Source organism: Bacillus sp. 3G2 (assembly GCF_044324725.1).
Classification (GTDB): domain Bacteria; phylum Bacillota; class Bacilli; order Bacillales; family Bacillaceae_G; genus Bacillus_A; species Bacillus_A mobilis.
This window is the reverse complement of sequence record NZ_CP172246.1, coordinates 3,474,891-3,490,376: the sequence shown is the minus strand read 5'-3', so window position 1 is coordinate 3,490,376 and position 15,486 is coordinate 3,474,891. Positions and strand designations below refer to the sequence as shown.

Here is a 15,486-nt window from a genome sequence, read left to right as displayed (position 1 = left end):
TAATTAGGGAGTTTTGTATATTCGAAAAATAAAAATAATAATCTTATTTTTGTTTTTTTATGGAATGTTCAACTGAAATCTCATTGGTATTAAATGAGGGGGAGAAGTAATGAATAAGGAAATAAATTTGAAAAATCTATTCACTGTAATATGGAAGAGGGTGTGGATACTACTATTGTTTACGACTCTCACAACGGTAGGAGGAGCCCTGTATAGTATGTATATGAAAACCCCTTTGTATGCTTCCTCGGCAAGGGTAATTGTTCAAGCTAACGCTGAAACGATGAATACATTGAAAGCAATGGTAAATGAGCCTGTAATATTAGAAAAAGTAGCTGCTGAATTAAATATGAACAGATCAGCAGGTGCATTAAGTGGGCAAATAAGTACGGAAAGTGTACAGGGTTCTCAAATTATGAGGATAAATGTAGTGGATATGGATCCTGTGCTTGCACATAAAATTGCAAATACTACAGCGGCTGTTTATAAGCAAGAAGTAGCAAATATACTGAATTTTAATAATGTGAGTATATTACCAGAGGATCCAGTTCAAAAGAATTCTATGCCCATAAATATAAATCACTTTAAGACGATACTAATCGCATTCACGTTAGGTATGGTGCTCAGTATCGGTTTTATTTTTTTATTGGATTCACTTGATGAGAGAATCAAATCAGAACGACGAATTGAACAATTGTTAGATATACCTGTTTTGGGTGGAATTTCTAAAATGAATAAGAAGAATAGGAAAGATAAATTTAGTGGGAAAAATACAGTGCTATTGGGGGAGGGAACGGAGTGGCATACAAAAATAGACGAAAAACAAATGAAGTTAAAGGAGAAAGTATAATTGCGTATACCGCCCCAAGATCGAAAATTTCGGAGCAGTATCGTTCGCTACGAACTAACATTCAATTATCTTCGTCGATTCATAAAAGTAGAACGATAGTGATTACTTCTCCGAGGTACGGTGAAGGAAAGTCAACAATTACAGTTAATTTAGCAGTCTCAATAGCGCAAAAAGGCGAAAAGGTATTGGTAATAGATGCGAATTTACGAACACCAACGATTCATGAAATGTTTGGAGTGGAAAATTCAATTGGATTAACTGACATATTGAACGGAAAAACAAATTTGGTGGGTGCTGTAAAAAAAACAAAGATGGAAAGTCTGGATGTATTAACTAGCGGTCCAGTGCCATTCAATCCGTCAGAAGTACTTAGTTCAGAGGCAATGGATATGTTGATTCAAAAGGCGATGGAACGGTATGACATCATATTATTTGACTCTTCTCCTGTATTAGAAGTAACAGATACGAGTGTATTAGCTGATAAGTGTGAAGGTGTACTTTTAGTGATTCGGTATAATAGAACTGTGAACGAAGATGCACTTGAAACGAAAAGGGCATTAAGTTTTACGAAAAGTAGAATATTGGGTGCAATTTTGAATGGGAAAGTATAAAGGTTAGTTTTAAATTAAACTTTCGTACGTGGAATTGTTCGTTATAAAGAAAAATTAATAGAATTGTGATGTGGTGATGTCTCCTAACCGCTATCAATGGAGGCACTCGATTATGCTGTGGGTTGTGAAAATAACCTTAGATGCCAGTCGTCAAAAGTGTAATGTGAGGGAGGGTTAGATGCCCATGTTTTATTAAAGTTTCTAACTATGTGTTTTTAATAAAGAGAATATAGTTAGGAACTTTAAGTTTGAAAGAGTTAAGTAAGGAATTGATTAAAGGAGGAAGTAATATGACGTATCGCCGGAGGATATCGTTATTGCTTTTAATGGATTCACTGATAGTATTAACTGCTATTTTTTTTAGTTATTTTTTTGTAAATGCTAGCTTCAGTGTTATCACTTTATCATCAGTAATTAGCTCTATCACTTTATTAGTTAGTCATCATTTGTTTGCTTTTATTTATAAGTTGTATAAAAAGGCTTTAGAATATGCAAGTATAGGAGAATTGCTAATTATATGCAAGGTTGTTACATATTCTATACTTACTACAGCGGCTGTGCAGCAACTAATCATGGGGAAAATGTATTTTCGATTGTTAGTTGTTACTTGGATGATTCATATTTTATTAATAGGTGGTTCTCGCTTTATTTGGAGAATGTACAGAGATATTTATTATGTAAAAAAAGGCGATAAGAAAAGAACGTTAATTGTTGGTGCTGGATCCGCTGGGACAATGGTTGCTAGACAGTTGTTGAAGAACAGTGCTACGGAATTAATGCCAGTCGCATTTATTGATGATAATATCAAAAAACATAATCTAGATATTTGGGGGATTCCGGTAATTGGTGGTATGAACCAAATTGATTATGTTATTAAAAAACTGAACATTGAAATGATAATTTTAGCAATTCCTTCGTTAAATAAAAAAGAAAGAAATATTATTTTAAAGGATTGTCTAAAAACAAATGTAAAAACGCAAATTCTTCCAATGTTAGAAGACTTAGTAACAGGTAAAGTTTCAGTGAATGAATTCAGAGATGTTCAAGTAGAAGATTTATTAGGACGAGATCCTGTAGAGTTAGATGTAGATATCATTTCAGATTATATAACTGATAAAGTCATTTTAGTTACTGGTGCAGGTGGATCAATAGGCTCAGAAATTTGTAGACAAGTTGCGAAATTTAAGCCGAAAAAATTGATTTTATTAGGGCACGGAGAAAACAGTATATATTCAATAGAAATGGAATTAAATGAAAAACATAATGATAGGAAAAGCGTGTTTATTCCAGAAATCGCAGATATTCAAGATGAAAAGAAGATGCATGTAATAATGAAAAAGCATCTTCCTCATGTTGTATATCATGCTGCTGCACATAAACATGTACCATTGATGGAAAACAATCCTGAAGAGGCTGTTAAAAATAATTTGATTGGGACTATGAATATAGCAGAGGCAGCAAGAACACATGGAGTAGGAACGTTTGTTATGATTTCGTCAGATAAAGCAGTGAACCCAACGAGTGTTATGGGGGCGACAAAGAAATTAGCTGAGATGGTAATACAACATAAAGATAAAATAAGTCATACAAAGTTTGTTACTGTACGATTTGGAAATGTCTTAGGGAGTAGAGGGAGTGTTATCCCGTTATTTAAGAAGCAGATTCAAAAAGGTGGACCAGTTACTGTTACTCACCCAGATATGGTTCGTTATTTTATGACAATTCCGGAGGCATCCAGACTTGTGGTACAAGCTGGTGCGTTAGCTAAGGGTGGAGAAATTTTTGTGCTCGATATGGGAGAACCAGTAAAAATAGTGGATCTTGCTAAAAACCTCATTCGATTGTCAGGAAACTCCGTGGATGAAATCGGAATAGAATTTACGGGTATACGCCCAGGAGAGAAACTTTTTGAAGAATTACTAAAAGAAGATGAAATGAATGAGCAGCAAGTCCATCCAAGAATTTATGTAGGGCAAGAAATGAATGTTCGTATAGAAGAAATAGAAAAAATAATTTCTGAATATACAGAATTAGATGGATTTGAACTAAGAAAGCGATTGTTAAATTTAGTGAATCAGCGTAAAACTTTAAAACTATTAATACCAGTATCAGGTTAACGACAAAAATTTATAATAAGACGGGTGCGTGGGATGGTGTCTAAAAAAGTTCTATTTTGTGCAACTGTGGATTATCATTTTAAAGCTTTTCACTTACCGTATTTGAAATGGTTTGCAGACCAAGGTTGGGAAGTACATGTTGCAGCAAATGGGAATATACACCTTCCGTATGTAACTGAAAAATATAATATTCCTATTCAAAGATCACCTCTTAGCATACAAAATCTTCATGCATATAACAAACTCAAATCAATTATTCATCAAAATAAATATAATATCATTCATTGTCATACGCCTATGGGAGGAGTAATTGCTCGTCTAGCTGCTCGGAAAGCAAGGAGGGAAGGGACGAAGGTCATATATACGGCACATGGATTTCATTTTTGTAAAGGATCACCGTTTATAAATTGGCTTTTATATTATCCAATTGAAAGAAGTTTGGCAATTAATACAGATTGTCTTATAACAATTAACCAAGAAGATTACCATTTAGCAGTTAAACATCGTTTTCAAGCGAAAGATATTAAACTCGTTCATGGTGTAGGGGTAGATATAGAAAGATTTACCACAGTAACTGAGACGGAAAAACAATCATTAAAGCTAAAATTCAACTATAATCCACAAGATTTTTTAATGTTTTATGCTGCTGAATTTAATAAGAATAAAAACCAAGTTTTTTTAATTCATGTATTGGTGCAATTGAAAAACGAGATTCCACATGCGAAGCTTTTACTTGCTGGCGAGGGACTGTTAATGGAAGAGTGCAAAAAAATAGCGGATCAACTAGGCGTGAGTAATATGGTTCATTTTCTAGGTTATAGAAGTGATATTGCTTCTTTACTACAAATGTGTGACATTGCAGTCGCATCCAGTCACCGGGAAGGCTTGCCAGTTAATATTATGGAAGCTATGGCTTGTGGGCTTCCGGTTATCGCTACAAGTAACAGAGGGCATAGAGAGTTAATTATTAATAATAAAAATGGTTGGACTATAGAACGCAATGACATACAGACGATGGCTGAAAGAATCAATTCTATTTCTAAAAATACTAAATTACAAGCGCAGTTTGGACAGTGTGGACGTACTATTATTGTGAATGAATATTCAGTTAATGAAGTGTTGAAAGAGAAAAAAGAAATTTATACAAGTTATATGGATGAAATGGAGGATTTAAATTGGGCACTCCATTAAGGGTATTACATGTAGTTGTAAATATGAATAGAGGCGGAGCCGAAACTTTAATTATGAATTTGTATCGTAATTTAGACCGCTCAAAAGTACAATTTGATTTTTTAACTTGTAAAGAGGGGGTATTTGATGAAGAGATAGTAAAGTTAGGCGGGAAAGTTCATAGAATTCCATACGTTACAGATGTTGGTCATAGAGGTTATATAAAGGCTTTAGATACTTTCTTTAGCGCTCATCCGCAGTATAAACTCGTTCATTCACATATGGATAAAATGAGTGGTTTTGTACTTCGTTCAGCTAAAAAAGCAAGGGTGCCAGTTAGGATTGCGCATAGTCATAATACTAGTAGTGAAGGTAGTACTGCTGCAAAAATTTATAAATGGTATGCAGGGAGATCTATAGACACATGTGCAACACACTTGCTAGCATGTTCAAACGCTGCTGCAAGGTGGTTATTTTCAGGTAAAGCTGATGTAGCTAAAATCTTAAAAAATGGAATTGATTGTGATAGATTTTTGTTCTGTCCAGAAATGAGACAACAAGTAAGAGAAGAATTACAACTTGAGCAAGACGTTCTTGTTATTGGCCATGTTGGAAGATTTGCTCAACAAAAAAATCATACTTACCTGATAGAATTATTCGCTCAGTTAACTCGATTTAGGCCAAATTCAATGCTTTTATTAGCTGGTGAAGGGCCACTTCGTGTGGAAATTGAAAATCACGTAAGGGAATTGAATTTGGAGAATCATATAAGATTTCTTGGGATACGAGCCGATATAGAGAGGGTACTTCAAGCATTTGATGCATTTGTTTTTCCATCCATACATGAGGGATTACCACTTACTCTCATAGAGGCGCAAGGAGTTGGTTTACCCTGTATTATATCAGATGCAATTACGAAAGAAGTGGACTTGGGAATGAACCTAGTTGAACATGTTCCTCTGACAGATAAAAAGGCTTGGATAGAAAAAATGAAAAATATAGAAATTAGTAATTTGTCGAGAAAAATACCAGCTCAAGTATTTTTAGACAAAGGCTACGATATAAAACATACGGCAGAATTAACTCAGGACTATTATTCAGTACTTTCGAGGTGAGGAATATGGAGAATTTAACGATTTTCACCCCTACTTATAATAGAGCGTATTGTCTTACAAATTGTTATGAGAGTTTAAAACGTCAAACATGTAAGAGTTTTATATGGTTAATAATAGATGACGGATCTAATGATAACACAAAAGAATTGGTCGATAGCTGGATAGCTGAAAAACAGATCAAAATTCTGTATCATTGGCAACAAAATCAAGGGATGCATGGTGCACATAATACAGCCTATGAAATGATTGATACGGAGTTAAATGTTTGTATTGATTCAGATGATTATATGCCAGATGATGCTGTAGAAAAAATCCTTTCTTTTTGGGGTAGCTATGGAAATGCTGAAGTTAGTGGAATAATTGGACTGGACTTGTATACAAATGGGCAAATAATAGGCTCAAAGTTACCAGAGAATCTTAAATACTCAACACTTTTCGATCTTTACAACAAACATGGTGTTACAGGTGATAAAAAACTGGTCTATCGCACACAATTGACTAAGAAATATCCATATCCTATTTTTAAAAATGAAAAATATGTAGGGTTAGCATATAAATACTACATGTTAGATCAACAATATGAAATGTTATTAATGAACGAAGCACTTTGTTATGTGGAATACATGGCTGATGGATCATCAATGAATATGCTAAATCAATATCGGAAAAATCCAAAAGGGTTTGCATTTTATCGTAAGGAACTGATGAAATTGTCATTTACTAATCGATTATTTAAGTATAGGCAAGCTATACATTATGTATCTAGTAGTATCATAGCGAAAAACAAAAGATTTATACAAGAATCGCCATGTAAAGGGTTAACACTGTGTGCACTACCATTTGGGGCAATCCTTTATAGTTACATTACAATGAAAACAAAAATGAAAGTAAACATTTAGAGATTTATTTAGTAAGTAAATGAGAGGAAATAATAATGACTATACTTTGGATGAATCTTGCTATAGTATTCATACTCGCATTTTTTGCAAGGTATTTTGCTATACCGGTCACTAATAGTCTTACATCGATAAAGCCAAATCAGTTTTTAATTTTGATGACGGCGCTATCTCTTGTATTAGTAGCGGGTCTTCGAAATAATATTGGGGATACTTATTTTTATATGCATGCATACACATCTACGGAGTTTAATTGGGAATACATCCAAAATAATAAAGATATGGGATTTAATATTCTGCAAATGATTTTACAAAAGTATACCGAGGACCCTCAGGTCATGGTTTTTGTTACGGCATTGATAACAAATATACTAATCGTATTCGTTCTATATAAGTATTCAAGGTTAATTGACTTAAGTTTATATGTCTATATCACGTCTGGGATGTACTTAACCTCAATGAATGGGATTAGGCAATATTTAGCTGCTGCTATTGTTTTTGCTGCGACCAAATATATTCTTGATGGTAACTGGAAAAAATATATGTTTATTGTTCTGCTTGCATCAACATTTCATCAGAGTGCGCTTGTTCTCATACCAATATATTTTCTAATTCGCAGAAAAGCTTGGTCAACAACAACGTTTATCCTTCTATTTTTAGCGGTGCTTATCGTTATAGGGTTTAATCAATTTTCTGAGATTTTCTTTGCAGCGATAGGGGATACTCAATATGGTCATTACAAAGATTTTCATGAAGGTGGTGCTAATATACTTAGAGTTGTTGTTGAGGCTGCACCACTCATACTTGCGTTCTTGGGTAGGGAAAGACTGAAAGAATTATTTCCAAAGAGTGATTATATTGTAAATATGGCATTACTAGGTGCAGTTTTTATGCTTATTTCAACACAAAATTGGATTTTTGCAAGGTTTGCTATTTATTTTGGATTATACCAGTTAATATTAATTTCTTGGGTTGTAAAGCTGTTCACTGAAAAAGATCAGAAGTTTGTCTATTATGCAATTTTAGTATGTTACTTTGTTTACTTTGTATATGAGCATGTGATTACTTTGCGGATTATTTATAAGAGTCACTTTTTTTGATAACAAAGGTTCAATATATGGAATTGATTATAGGATTGGGGTAGGTTTCAATGGTTAAGGCTAAAAAGGCCACAAGAGTTTTGCACATTGTCAGTGCTATGAATCGAGGTGGTGCTGAAACGCTACTAATGAATGTATATAGAAATATAGACAAATCAAAAGTTCAATTTGATTTTGTTTCACACAGAATTGAAAAGTGTGATTATGATGAAGAAATTGCAGTATTAGGTGGTAAAGTTTATAGAATTCCAAGTCTAGGTCAAGTAGGGCCTTTTGCATATATTAAAGAACTTACAAAGATAATGTCTGATAATCGATATGTAGCCGTACATGCACATACCGATTATCAAGGTGGCTTTGCTGCAGTGGCTGCGAAAATGGTAGGTATAAAAAAAAGGGTTTGTCATTCACACAGTAATAATTGGTCTCAAGGAGTTGGAATTAAAGCGCAAATTACTCTAAAAGTTTTGCAATCGATTATTAAATATGCTGGAACGGATTATTGTGCATGTAGTATTGAAGCTGCACGTTTTTTATTTGGTAAAAGAATAATTAATGATAGTAGGATAGAATTAATCAAAAATGGAATAGATATTAACCAATTTACTGATGTGGACATGAGGGATGTTGCCAGTGTGAGAAAAGAGCTTAATATACCAGATGAGGCGAAAATAATAGGTCATATTGGTCGGTTTTCAGAATCAAAGAATCATATTTTTATCCTACAAGTTCTAAAAGAAATATTAAAGAGTGATGTAAATTTTATCGCTGTTTTAGTAGGTGATGGTCCGTTAAAAAGCTTTATTGAATTGAAGGCAAAAGAATTGGGGGTTAACAACAATATAAGATTTTTAGGCGTGAGGAAGGATATACCGAGACTGTTGAAAGCATTCGATGTTTTCTTATTTCCTTCTTTATTCGAGGGTTTCGGTATTGTAACGTTAGAAGCGCAATGTTCAGGTACACCTTGTATTGTTGCGGATACAATACCTAAAAATACTGATATGGGCTTAGGGATAATGTCATTTATTAGCTTAGATGAAAAGCTTCAAGTATGGTCTGGAGAAATTAATAAAGCTTTATTAAAAGAAAAACCTGAAAGATCAAAGATAATTAACAATATATCAAAATTAGGTTTTGATATTAAAAGTAATATTCCTGATTGGTTATCGTTATATGGAATAGAGTGAGAGGAATATATAAGATAATTGTGTTTCATCAACATGTTACATAAACCAATCCGGATTATATTTGTAAAGAAAAATAGGGGGCTATCATAAGGAATGATAGAAGTTGATAATTAATTTTGTGAGGTATTTGATGATGAAAAAGAAAAAAATATTAATCACTTCTTTTGACATGGCAATCGGTGGTGTAGAACGAAGTCTGATTGGACTACTAAATAAAATTGATTACAACAGATATGACGTAGATTTAATGTTATTTAAACATGAGGGGGAATTTTTCTCGTTATTACCAAAAGAACCAAATTTATTACCAGAAATATCTCAATACACTACATTTAGAAAATCTATTGGGCAAATACTGCAGGAGGGTAATACATCTATGGGGATCATCAGATTGATAGCCAGGGTGATGGGTACTTTACATGGTAAGTGTATAAAGAGTGAAGAACCTGGATACTTGGTTATTCAATACGGGTGGAAAATGTCCCTATCATATCTTCCGAGATTAGAGGAAGAATATGACGCTGCAATTAGTTTTTTATGGCCTCATTATTTCATAGGAAGTAAGGTTCGAGCGAAAAGGAAGATTGGTTGGATTCATACAGACTACTTAAACATACCGCTGAATAAACGTATGGAGTATCAAATGTGGAGAGAAATGGATAATGTCGTAGCGGTTTCTGAAAGTTGTAGGGATTCATTTCTTAGTATCTTTCCTTATATGAATAAAAAATTAGATATTATCGAAAATATTATATCTCCTGAGTTTGTACGTGAACAATCGAATCAAGATGTTACGCATGTAATGCCATTAACTCCTAATCGCATAAAGCTTGTAACTGTAGGCAGGCTTTCACACGCTAAAGGGATTGATGATGCTATATATGCCTTTCGGAAATTATTAGATCAGGGATACGATGTTGAGTGGTATATTGTAGGGTATGGCCCTCAAGAGATTGAGCTTAAAATATTGATAAATAAACTGAAAATTCAGGATAGATTCTTTCTGCTGGGCAAAAAGATTAATCCTTATCCCTATATAAAAGCGTGTGATATATATGTACAACCATCTAGGTATGAAGGAAAGGCTGTGACAGTTCGGGAGGCACAGATTCTTGGGAAACCTGTACTTATAACTAATTTTCCAACTGCTAAAAGTCAGCTAGAGGATGGAGTAGATGGGTGTATTTGTCCAATGGGTATTGATGGGATTATCGAAGGGATAAAAAAACTGGTTGATGATGTCGATTTTAGAAATAAAATTGTAAATAATGCTAGTCAACGGAATTATGGTAATGAAGCAGAAGTAGAAAAGATATATAGGCTAATTGAGGATAATAGTTTAAGTTAAAAATCTTTTATTGGTTTTTAAAATATACTTGGAGGTATTATTTTCATGGATAATGTTTTAGTGTTAGATACGTCGGTCGGTTCTCTTAACAAGGGGGATGACATAATAATGAAGTGTGTAAGGTATCAGTTGTCTGATATAACTAAAAGTGCATATATTTTAACACTACCGACTCATGTTTCACCATTTCATTGGTATCAAGTAGCAAGAGGATCACATAGGGTAAAGCTGTATAGTAATGCTAAATATAAATTTGTAGGTGGTTCCAATTTACTTACAATGGACATGCTTACTCATTTCCCACAGTGGAATATTAATATGTTCAATTACGGTCCTTTGAAAGGTAGTATTCTAGTTGGTGTAGGTGCAGGGAAAGGTAATAAGATAAACGCATATACAAAAATGTTATATAAAAAAGTTTTATCACATGAATATATACATAGTGTTAGGGATGAAAGAACAAAAAAATTTTTAGAAGAAATGGGGTTAAAGGCTTTAAATACAGGTTGTGCAACAATGTGGTCTCTTACACCTGAGTTCTGTAAAGAGATTCCAACCGAAAAATCAGATTCAGTTATTTTTACACTCACTCATCATTTGAAAGACCTAGTAAAAGATCAATTATTAATAGATGTACTGAGAAGAAATTATAAAGATGTTTATTTTTGGATACAGGATGCGAGTGATTTTTTATATTTTGAAAGTTTAAGTAATACAGAAGATATAAAAGTTGTTCCACCTAATATAGAAGCTTATGAAAAAGTGCTCAATACAGATATTGATTATATTGGAACAAGATTACACGGTGGGATATTTGCGATGCGACATAAAAAGCGCACAATCATTATCTCTATAGACGAAAGAGCTAGAGGGATGAGTGAGACATATAATCTAAATTTAATCGAAAGAGCTGATTTTGATAATCTTGAAAAAATGATTAACTCAAAAATAATAACAGATGTTAAGGTGAATTTTGAAGTGGTAGATCAATGGTTAAAACAATTCTCAAATTAATAATACTCAAGAATTTGAAAGGTAACTTATTAGGAGGCTAAAATGAATACTATAATTCTTGATGAAGTTGTTGTAAAAAATAACAGGGTTGATTACTTTTTTAGCGTTAAAGGGAATTTACAAAAATATTTTAAAATAAATAATCATATGTTCCTTGAATATAACTATGATATATCTGATATTCCAAATAGTATTTTAGCTATTCCATTTGTTTCAAATGTAATTCCTCTTGTGTGGATCACTGATTCAACAATATTGATAAATGAATTAGATAAATCTTTTTATGAATGTCTCAATAATATAAAAACTGCATATCAAAATATGTTTCCTAGTGTCAGGTTTAAGGGTTCTATTGTTGTAGATAAAATTATAGATAATACCTATACTCCTGAACTCGAAGCAGCATCTTTATTTAGTGGAGGTCTTGATGCGCTTACTACATTTATAAGAATAAAGGACAAAAACCCATTATTAATTACTGAATACGGATGGCATGAAGATAATATAGAGGAAAGTGATGTGTGGGAGGCAGACAAAGAAAACGCTATAAATTTTGCAAAATGCCAAGGGTTAGAAAACATCCTTATACAATCTAATTATGGTACTTTTATAAATGCAGGAAATATTGATCATGACTTTAGGCGGAAATTAGAGGATACATGGTGGCATGGATTACACCATGGCTTAGCGATAATATCTGCAGCTATCCCAATAGCTTTCAAACTTAAGATAAAATGTATATATATTGCAAGCTCTAATTCTCCTTTATATGAAGTTACTTGTGCATCTGACCCTACAGTGGACAATGAAATAAGGTATGCATCAGGTCAGGTCTTTCACGATGGATATGAACTCAACAGGCAAAATAAGGTTAAGGTAGTTGTTGATCATTATTCGGCCATTAAGGAATTGGTTAATATCAGAGTATGTTTTAAAAATGAAGAAAATTGTTGTAAATGTGAAAAGTGCTTGAGAACTATTATGGGAATTATCGCTGAAGGTCAAGATCCTCGAAGTTATGGCTTTAATATTCCAAATGATATTTTTCGATACATTAAAACTTCTTTGGATAATGAGGTGAAGTTTTTTACAGATACATTCATTGTTATTTATTGGAATATAATTCAAGTTCGAATGAAGGAAAATTATAATAATATATTATATAAAGATTTACTAGATTGGTTTTTAGATTATGATTTCAAAGCACAGCGAAGAAAATCATTACTTAAGTATAGAGTAATAAAGTTCTTTCCTATTTTGAAGAGGAAGGTTGGTACTAAATTAAGTAGAATGTTTGCACAAAACAATTAGAAGTAGAAGGTATTATTATGAGAATACAAAATTCCCTGAAAAATATATTATTCGGTTTGTCAGGCCAAATAATTAGTATTAGTATGGGTTTCATTGTTAGAACCGTTTTTATTTATACACTAGGTATAGAATACCTAGGTGTGGAAGGACTTTTTACAAGTATATTAACTATGCTGTCATTAGCTAATTTAGGTTTTGATACGGCTATAATTTACAGTTTATATAAGCCTTTAGCTGAGAATGATAGTTGTAAAATACAGGCATTAATGAACTTATATCAAAAGGCATATAGATTAATAGGATTAATCGTTTTATTGATAGGATTATCATTATTACCATTTCTTCCTTACCTAATGAATGGCGAGACGACAATTAGTAATATTAATATTATTTATCTGCTATTTTTATTGAGTTCGGTTTCATCATATTATTTTGTGTATAAACAATCTATTATTATTGCTGATCAGCGTAATCACATTATTTCTAAAATACACAGTATATTTACAATTATGTCTCACTCTTTACAAATCATTTTATTAATAATCATCGGAAATTATATTGTAATATTAATGATCCAACTGGTATTAAGAGTAATTGAAAATATGTATATTGCGAATAAAGCGAATAAACTATATCCGTATCTACAAGAGGAAAATAAAGAGAATTTATCTAAAGAAGATAGAAAGCTTTTCTTTGAAAATTTGTATGCTCTATTGTTATACAAAATTAGTGGTGTGGTAATTAATGGAACTGACAATATTGTTATCTCTAAATTTATTGGGATTACTTGGGTTGGTATTTATTCGAATTATCTACTGGTTTTAAATACACTGAATACTTTATTGGGTTATTTGTTTTATTCTATTACTGCCAGTGTTGGAAATTTAAATGTAAAAGAAAATGAAGATGCACAATATTTTATTTTTCGTGTGCTTAATTTTGTTAATTTTTGGATATATGGATTCTGTACAGTTTGTCTTTGGAATTTAATAAACCCATTTATAACTTTGTGGTTAGGTGAGCATTATGTGTTTAATAAGTATATAATATTTGCCATAATATTGAATTTTTTCACTGCTGGAATGCAAAATGCTTCTACAACTTTTAGAGAAACCACTGGTTTATTTAAAAAGGGAAAATACAGGCCTATTATAGCGGCTGTTATAAATATTGTAGCTTCTATAATTCTCGCAAAACAAATAGGAATTGCAGGTGTATTTTTTGGCACTGTTATCAGCAGATTGTGTACCTATTTTTGGTACGATCCATATGTTATATTTAAATTTGTTTTCAAAAAATCGGTAAAATTATATTTTGTTAGATATAGTTTGTTTGGATTTCTGGTTTTTGTTTCTGTAATCATAACAGATGCTCTTGGCAATATCTTTTATACCGATATATTTATAAATATAGTAATACGCAGTATTTTGTGTCTTATTATTCCAAATGTAATTTTTTTAATTACGTTTAGAAAACATGAAGAGTTTAAATACTTACGGGATATAGTAAGACAAATTGCAAACAAAATTTCATCTAAGTTATTAATAAAAAAAACTTATTCCAAAAATATTAAAAATAGTTGAAGAGTGATATGAGGAATAATAGCTTTTGGGTATAGAAAATGTAAATGAATAAACAAAAAATGTCTAACTTAAATTAGTTCTCATGGTTTTATATAGTGAACGTGTGGATTTAGTCAATTTATTTTAGTGGAGGAAATTATGAACGAATGTAAAGGTATGGAGTCACATCTAACTGAATTTTCTGGATTAGTTTCAAAGAACTGTATTGAGAATACTACGGTTCCGCATACAGCATATATCTTACAAGTCCACAAAAATCCAGATCAAGTAAATGGGTTTATTGACCAAATTATCTCAGAAGAACAAGCCGATGTATTTGTTCATATTGATAAAAAAACACACAATGAGTTATGTAGGAAAATATTAAACAATCCTAATGTAGAAGTTTTGGATGAGAATATAGACGTAAAATGGGGTGATATAAGCCAGGTAGATGCTACGATTTTGTTGCTAAAAAAAGTATTAGATAAACAAAAAAGTTACGATTTTGTGTGCCTAAGGAGTGGTCAAGATTTATTGGTGAAAAACGGATTTAGAGATTTTCTATTAAATAATAAAAATAAAATATTTATGACAGCAAATCATATTGAAAGGAGTAATTCAGATGTTGCTTTTCAGAATATCAGTTGGCCAAAGGTAGCAAGGAAACAATACAATGTATTTCATCCTTTTAGAGTTTTTAGAAGAATAATTATGCGTTTGTATGGTTGGGGATTTAATATATTTCCCAACCCATATAAGTTACCTGAAGAGTTTTCACTTTATCACGGTTCATCCTGGTTTTGTATCCCTTTAAATATTGCAAGATATATTATAGATTTTTTAGAAAGAAATGAATGGTACTATGATGCTTTTAAAAATGCTTTATGTCCAGATGAATGGTTTTTTCAGACAATAATAATGAATTCGGAGTATAAATCACAAGTTGTAAATAATAATTTAATTTACTTGAGGTGGGGCCAGACTTTTAAAAACCGAAATCATCCGATTACCTTCACCTTGGAAGATATCAATTCAATAGAAAGCTCAGATCAATATTTTGCAAGGAAATTTGATCAAAACTTTGATAACTCAGTAATAGAGTACTTTATAAATAGAATAAAAATATAGCATGTAAATCGGCTATCATACTATACGTCTTTGTTCTTGTTGTTTTAACTTTTCGACTGTTTAACGGTAAA

13 protein-coding genes are annotated in these 15,486 nt (G+C 32.1%); all 13 read left to right on the top strand.

Translation table 11 applies throughout. The annotated features are described in order from the left end of the window. Positions 1-109: 109 nt before the first annotated feature. Positions 110-850 (top strand): YveK family protein, encoded by a 741-nt coding sequence (locus ACHZK0_RS17840; RefSeq protein ID WP_262742816.1) that lies wholly within the window; start codon positions 110-112, stop codon positions 848-850. Beyond that, on the top strand, positions 799-1,461 hold the full coding sequence (locus ACHZK0_RS17835) for a CpsD/CapB family tyrosine-protein kinase (RefSeq protein ID WP_262742817.1): 663 nt from the start codon (positions 799-801) through the stop codon (positions 1,459-1,461). Before ACHZK0_RS17840 ends, ACHZK0_RS17835 begins: the two co-directional genes overlap by 52 nt. A 290-nt stretch (positions 1,462-1,751) precedes the next feature. Then, complete coding sequence (locus ACHZK0_RS17830) at positions 1,752-3,578, top strand: polysaccharide biosynthesis protein (RefSeq protein ID WP_395760770.1); 1,827 nt, start codon at positions 1,752-1,754, stop codon at positions 3,576-3,578. 33 nt (positions 3,579-3,611) lie between these two features. Beyond that, positions 3,612-4,769 (top strand): glycosyltransferase family 4 protein, encoded by a 1,158-nt coding sequence (locus tag ACHZK0_RS17825; RefSeq protein ID WP_395760769.1) that lies wholly within the window; start codon positions 3,612-3,614, stop codon positions 4,767-4,769. Next, positions 4,754-5,863, top strand: coding sequence for a glycosyltransferase family 1 protein (locus ACHZK0_RS17820; protein ID WP_270607683.1), 1,110 nt, complete (start codon positions 4,754-4,756; stop codon positions 5,861-5,863). Before ACHZK0_RS17825 ends, ACHZK0_RS17820 begins: the two co-directional genes overlap by 16 nt. Positions 5,864-5,868: 5 nt before the next feature. After that, positions 5,869-6,762 (top strand): glycosyltransferase family 2 protein, encoded by an 894-nt coding sequence (locus ACHZK0_RS17815; RefSeq protein WP_395760768.1) that lies wholly within the window; start codon positions 5,869-5,871, stop codon positions 6,760-6,762. Positions 6,763-6,797: 35 nt separating this feature from the next. Further along, positions 6,798-7,859, top strand: a complete 1,062-nt coding sequence (locus ACHZK0_RS17810; RefSeq protein WP_395760767.1) for an EpsG family protein — start codon at positions 6,798-6,800, stop codon at positions 7,857-7,859. A 50-nt stretch (positions 7,860-7,909) separates the two neighbouring features. Beyond that, positions 7,910-9,049: a glycosyltransferase family 1 protein gene (locus ACHZK0_RS17805; RefSeq protein ID WP_377919308.1), complete on the top strand. Its 1,140-nt coding sequence runs from the start codon at positions 7,910-7,912 to the stop codon at positions 9,047-9,049. Positions 9,050-9,182: 133 nt separating this feature from the next. Continuing rightward, positions 9,183-10,397, top strand: a complete 1,215-nt coding sequence (locus ACHZK0_RS17800; protein ID WP_395761735.1) for a glycosyltransferase — start codon at positions 9,183-9,185, stop codon at positions 10,395-10,397. Positions 10,398-10,442: 45 nt separating this feature from the next. Next, positions 10,443-11,411: a polysaccharide pyruvyl transferase family protein gene (locus ACHZK0_RS17795; RefSeq protein ID WP_088029249.1), complete on the top strand. Its 969-nt coding sequence runs from the start codon at positions 10,443-10,445 to the stop codon at positions 11,409-11,411. A gap of 42 nt (positions 11,412-11,453) precedes the next feature. Then, positions 11,454-12,722 (top strand): peptidase, encoded by a 1,269-nt coding sequence (locus ACHZK0_RS17790; RefSeq protein ID WP_395760766.1) that lies wholly within the window; start codon positions 11,454-11,456, stop codon positions 12,720-12,722. A 17-nt stretch (positions 12,723-12,739) separates the two neighbouring features. Then, complete coding sequence (locus ACHZK0_RS17785) at positions 12,740-14,305, top strand: lipopolysaccharide biosynthesis protein (RefSeq protein ID WP_395760765.1); 1,566 nt, start codon at positions 12,740-12,742, stop codon at positions 14,303-14,305. 138 nt (positions 14,306-14,443) lie between these two features. Further along, positions 14,444-15,415, top strand: coding sequence for a beta-1,6-N-acetylglucosaminyltransferase (locus ACHZK0_RS17780; RefSeq protein ID WP_395760764.1), 972 nt, complete (start codon positions 14,444-14,446; stop codon positions 15,413-15,415). Positions 15,416-15,486 lie beyond the last annotated feature (71 nt).

Coding starts and splice junctions, on each gene's coding strand:
- ACHZK0_RS17830 (WP_395760770.1), top strand. CDS start 1,752: ATGACGTATCGCCGGAGGATATCGTTATTGCTTTTAATGGATTCACTG.
- ACHZK0_RS17790 (WP_395760766.1), top strand. CDS start 11,454: ATGAATACTATAATTCTTGATGAAGTTGTTGTAAAAAATAACAGGGTT.
- ACHZK0_RS17825 (WP_395760769.1), top strand. CDS start 3,612: ATGGTGTCTAAAAAAGTTCTATTTTGTGCAACTGTGGATTATCATTTT.
- ACHZK0_RS17785 (WP_395760765.1), top strand. CDS start 12,740: ATGAGAATACAAAATTCCCTGAAAAATATATTATTCGGTTTGTCAGGC.
- ACHZK0_RS17810 (WP_395760767.1), top strand. CDS start 6,798: ATGACTATACTTTGGATGAATCTTGCTATAGTATTCATACTCGCATTT.
- ACHZK0_RS17795 (WP_088029249.1), top strand. CDS start 10,443: ATGGATAATGTTTTAGTGTTAGATACGTCGGTCGGTTCTCTTAACAAG.
- ACHZK0_RS17800 (WP_395761735.1), top strand. CDS start 9,183: ATGAAAAAGAAAAAAATATTAATCACTTCTTTTGACATGGCAATCGGT.
- ACHZK0_RS17780 (WP_395760764.1), top strand. CDS start 14,444: ATGAACGAATGTAAAGGTATGGAGTCACATCTAACTGAATTTTCTGGA.
- ACHZK0_RS17840 (WP_262742816.1), top strand. CDS start 110: ATGAATAAGGAAATAAATTTGAAAAATCTATTCACTGTAATATGGAAG.
- ACHZK0_RS17815 (WP_395760768.1), top strand. CDS start 5,869: ATGGAGAATTTAACGATTTTCACCCCTACTTATAATAGAGCGTATTGT.
- ACHZK0_RS17805 (WP_377919308.1), top strand. CDS start 7,910: ATGGTTAAGGCTAAAAAGGCCACAAGAGTTTTGCACATTGTCAGTGCT.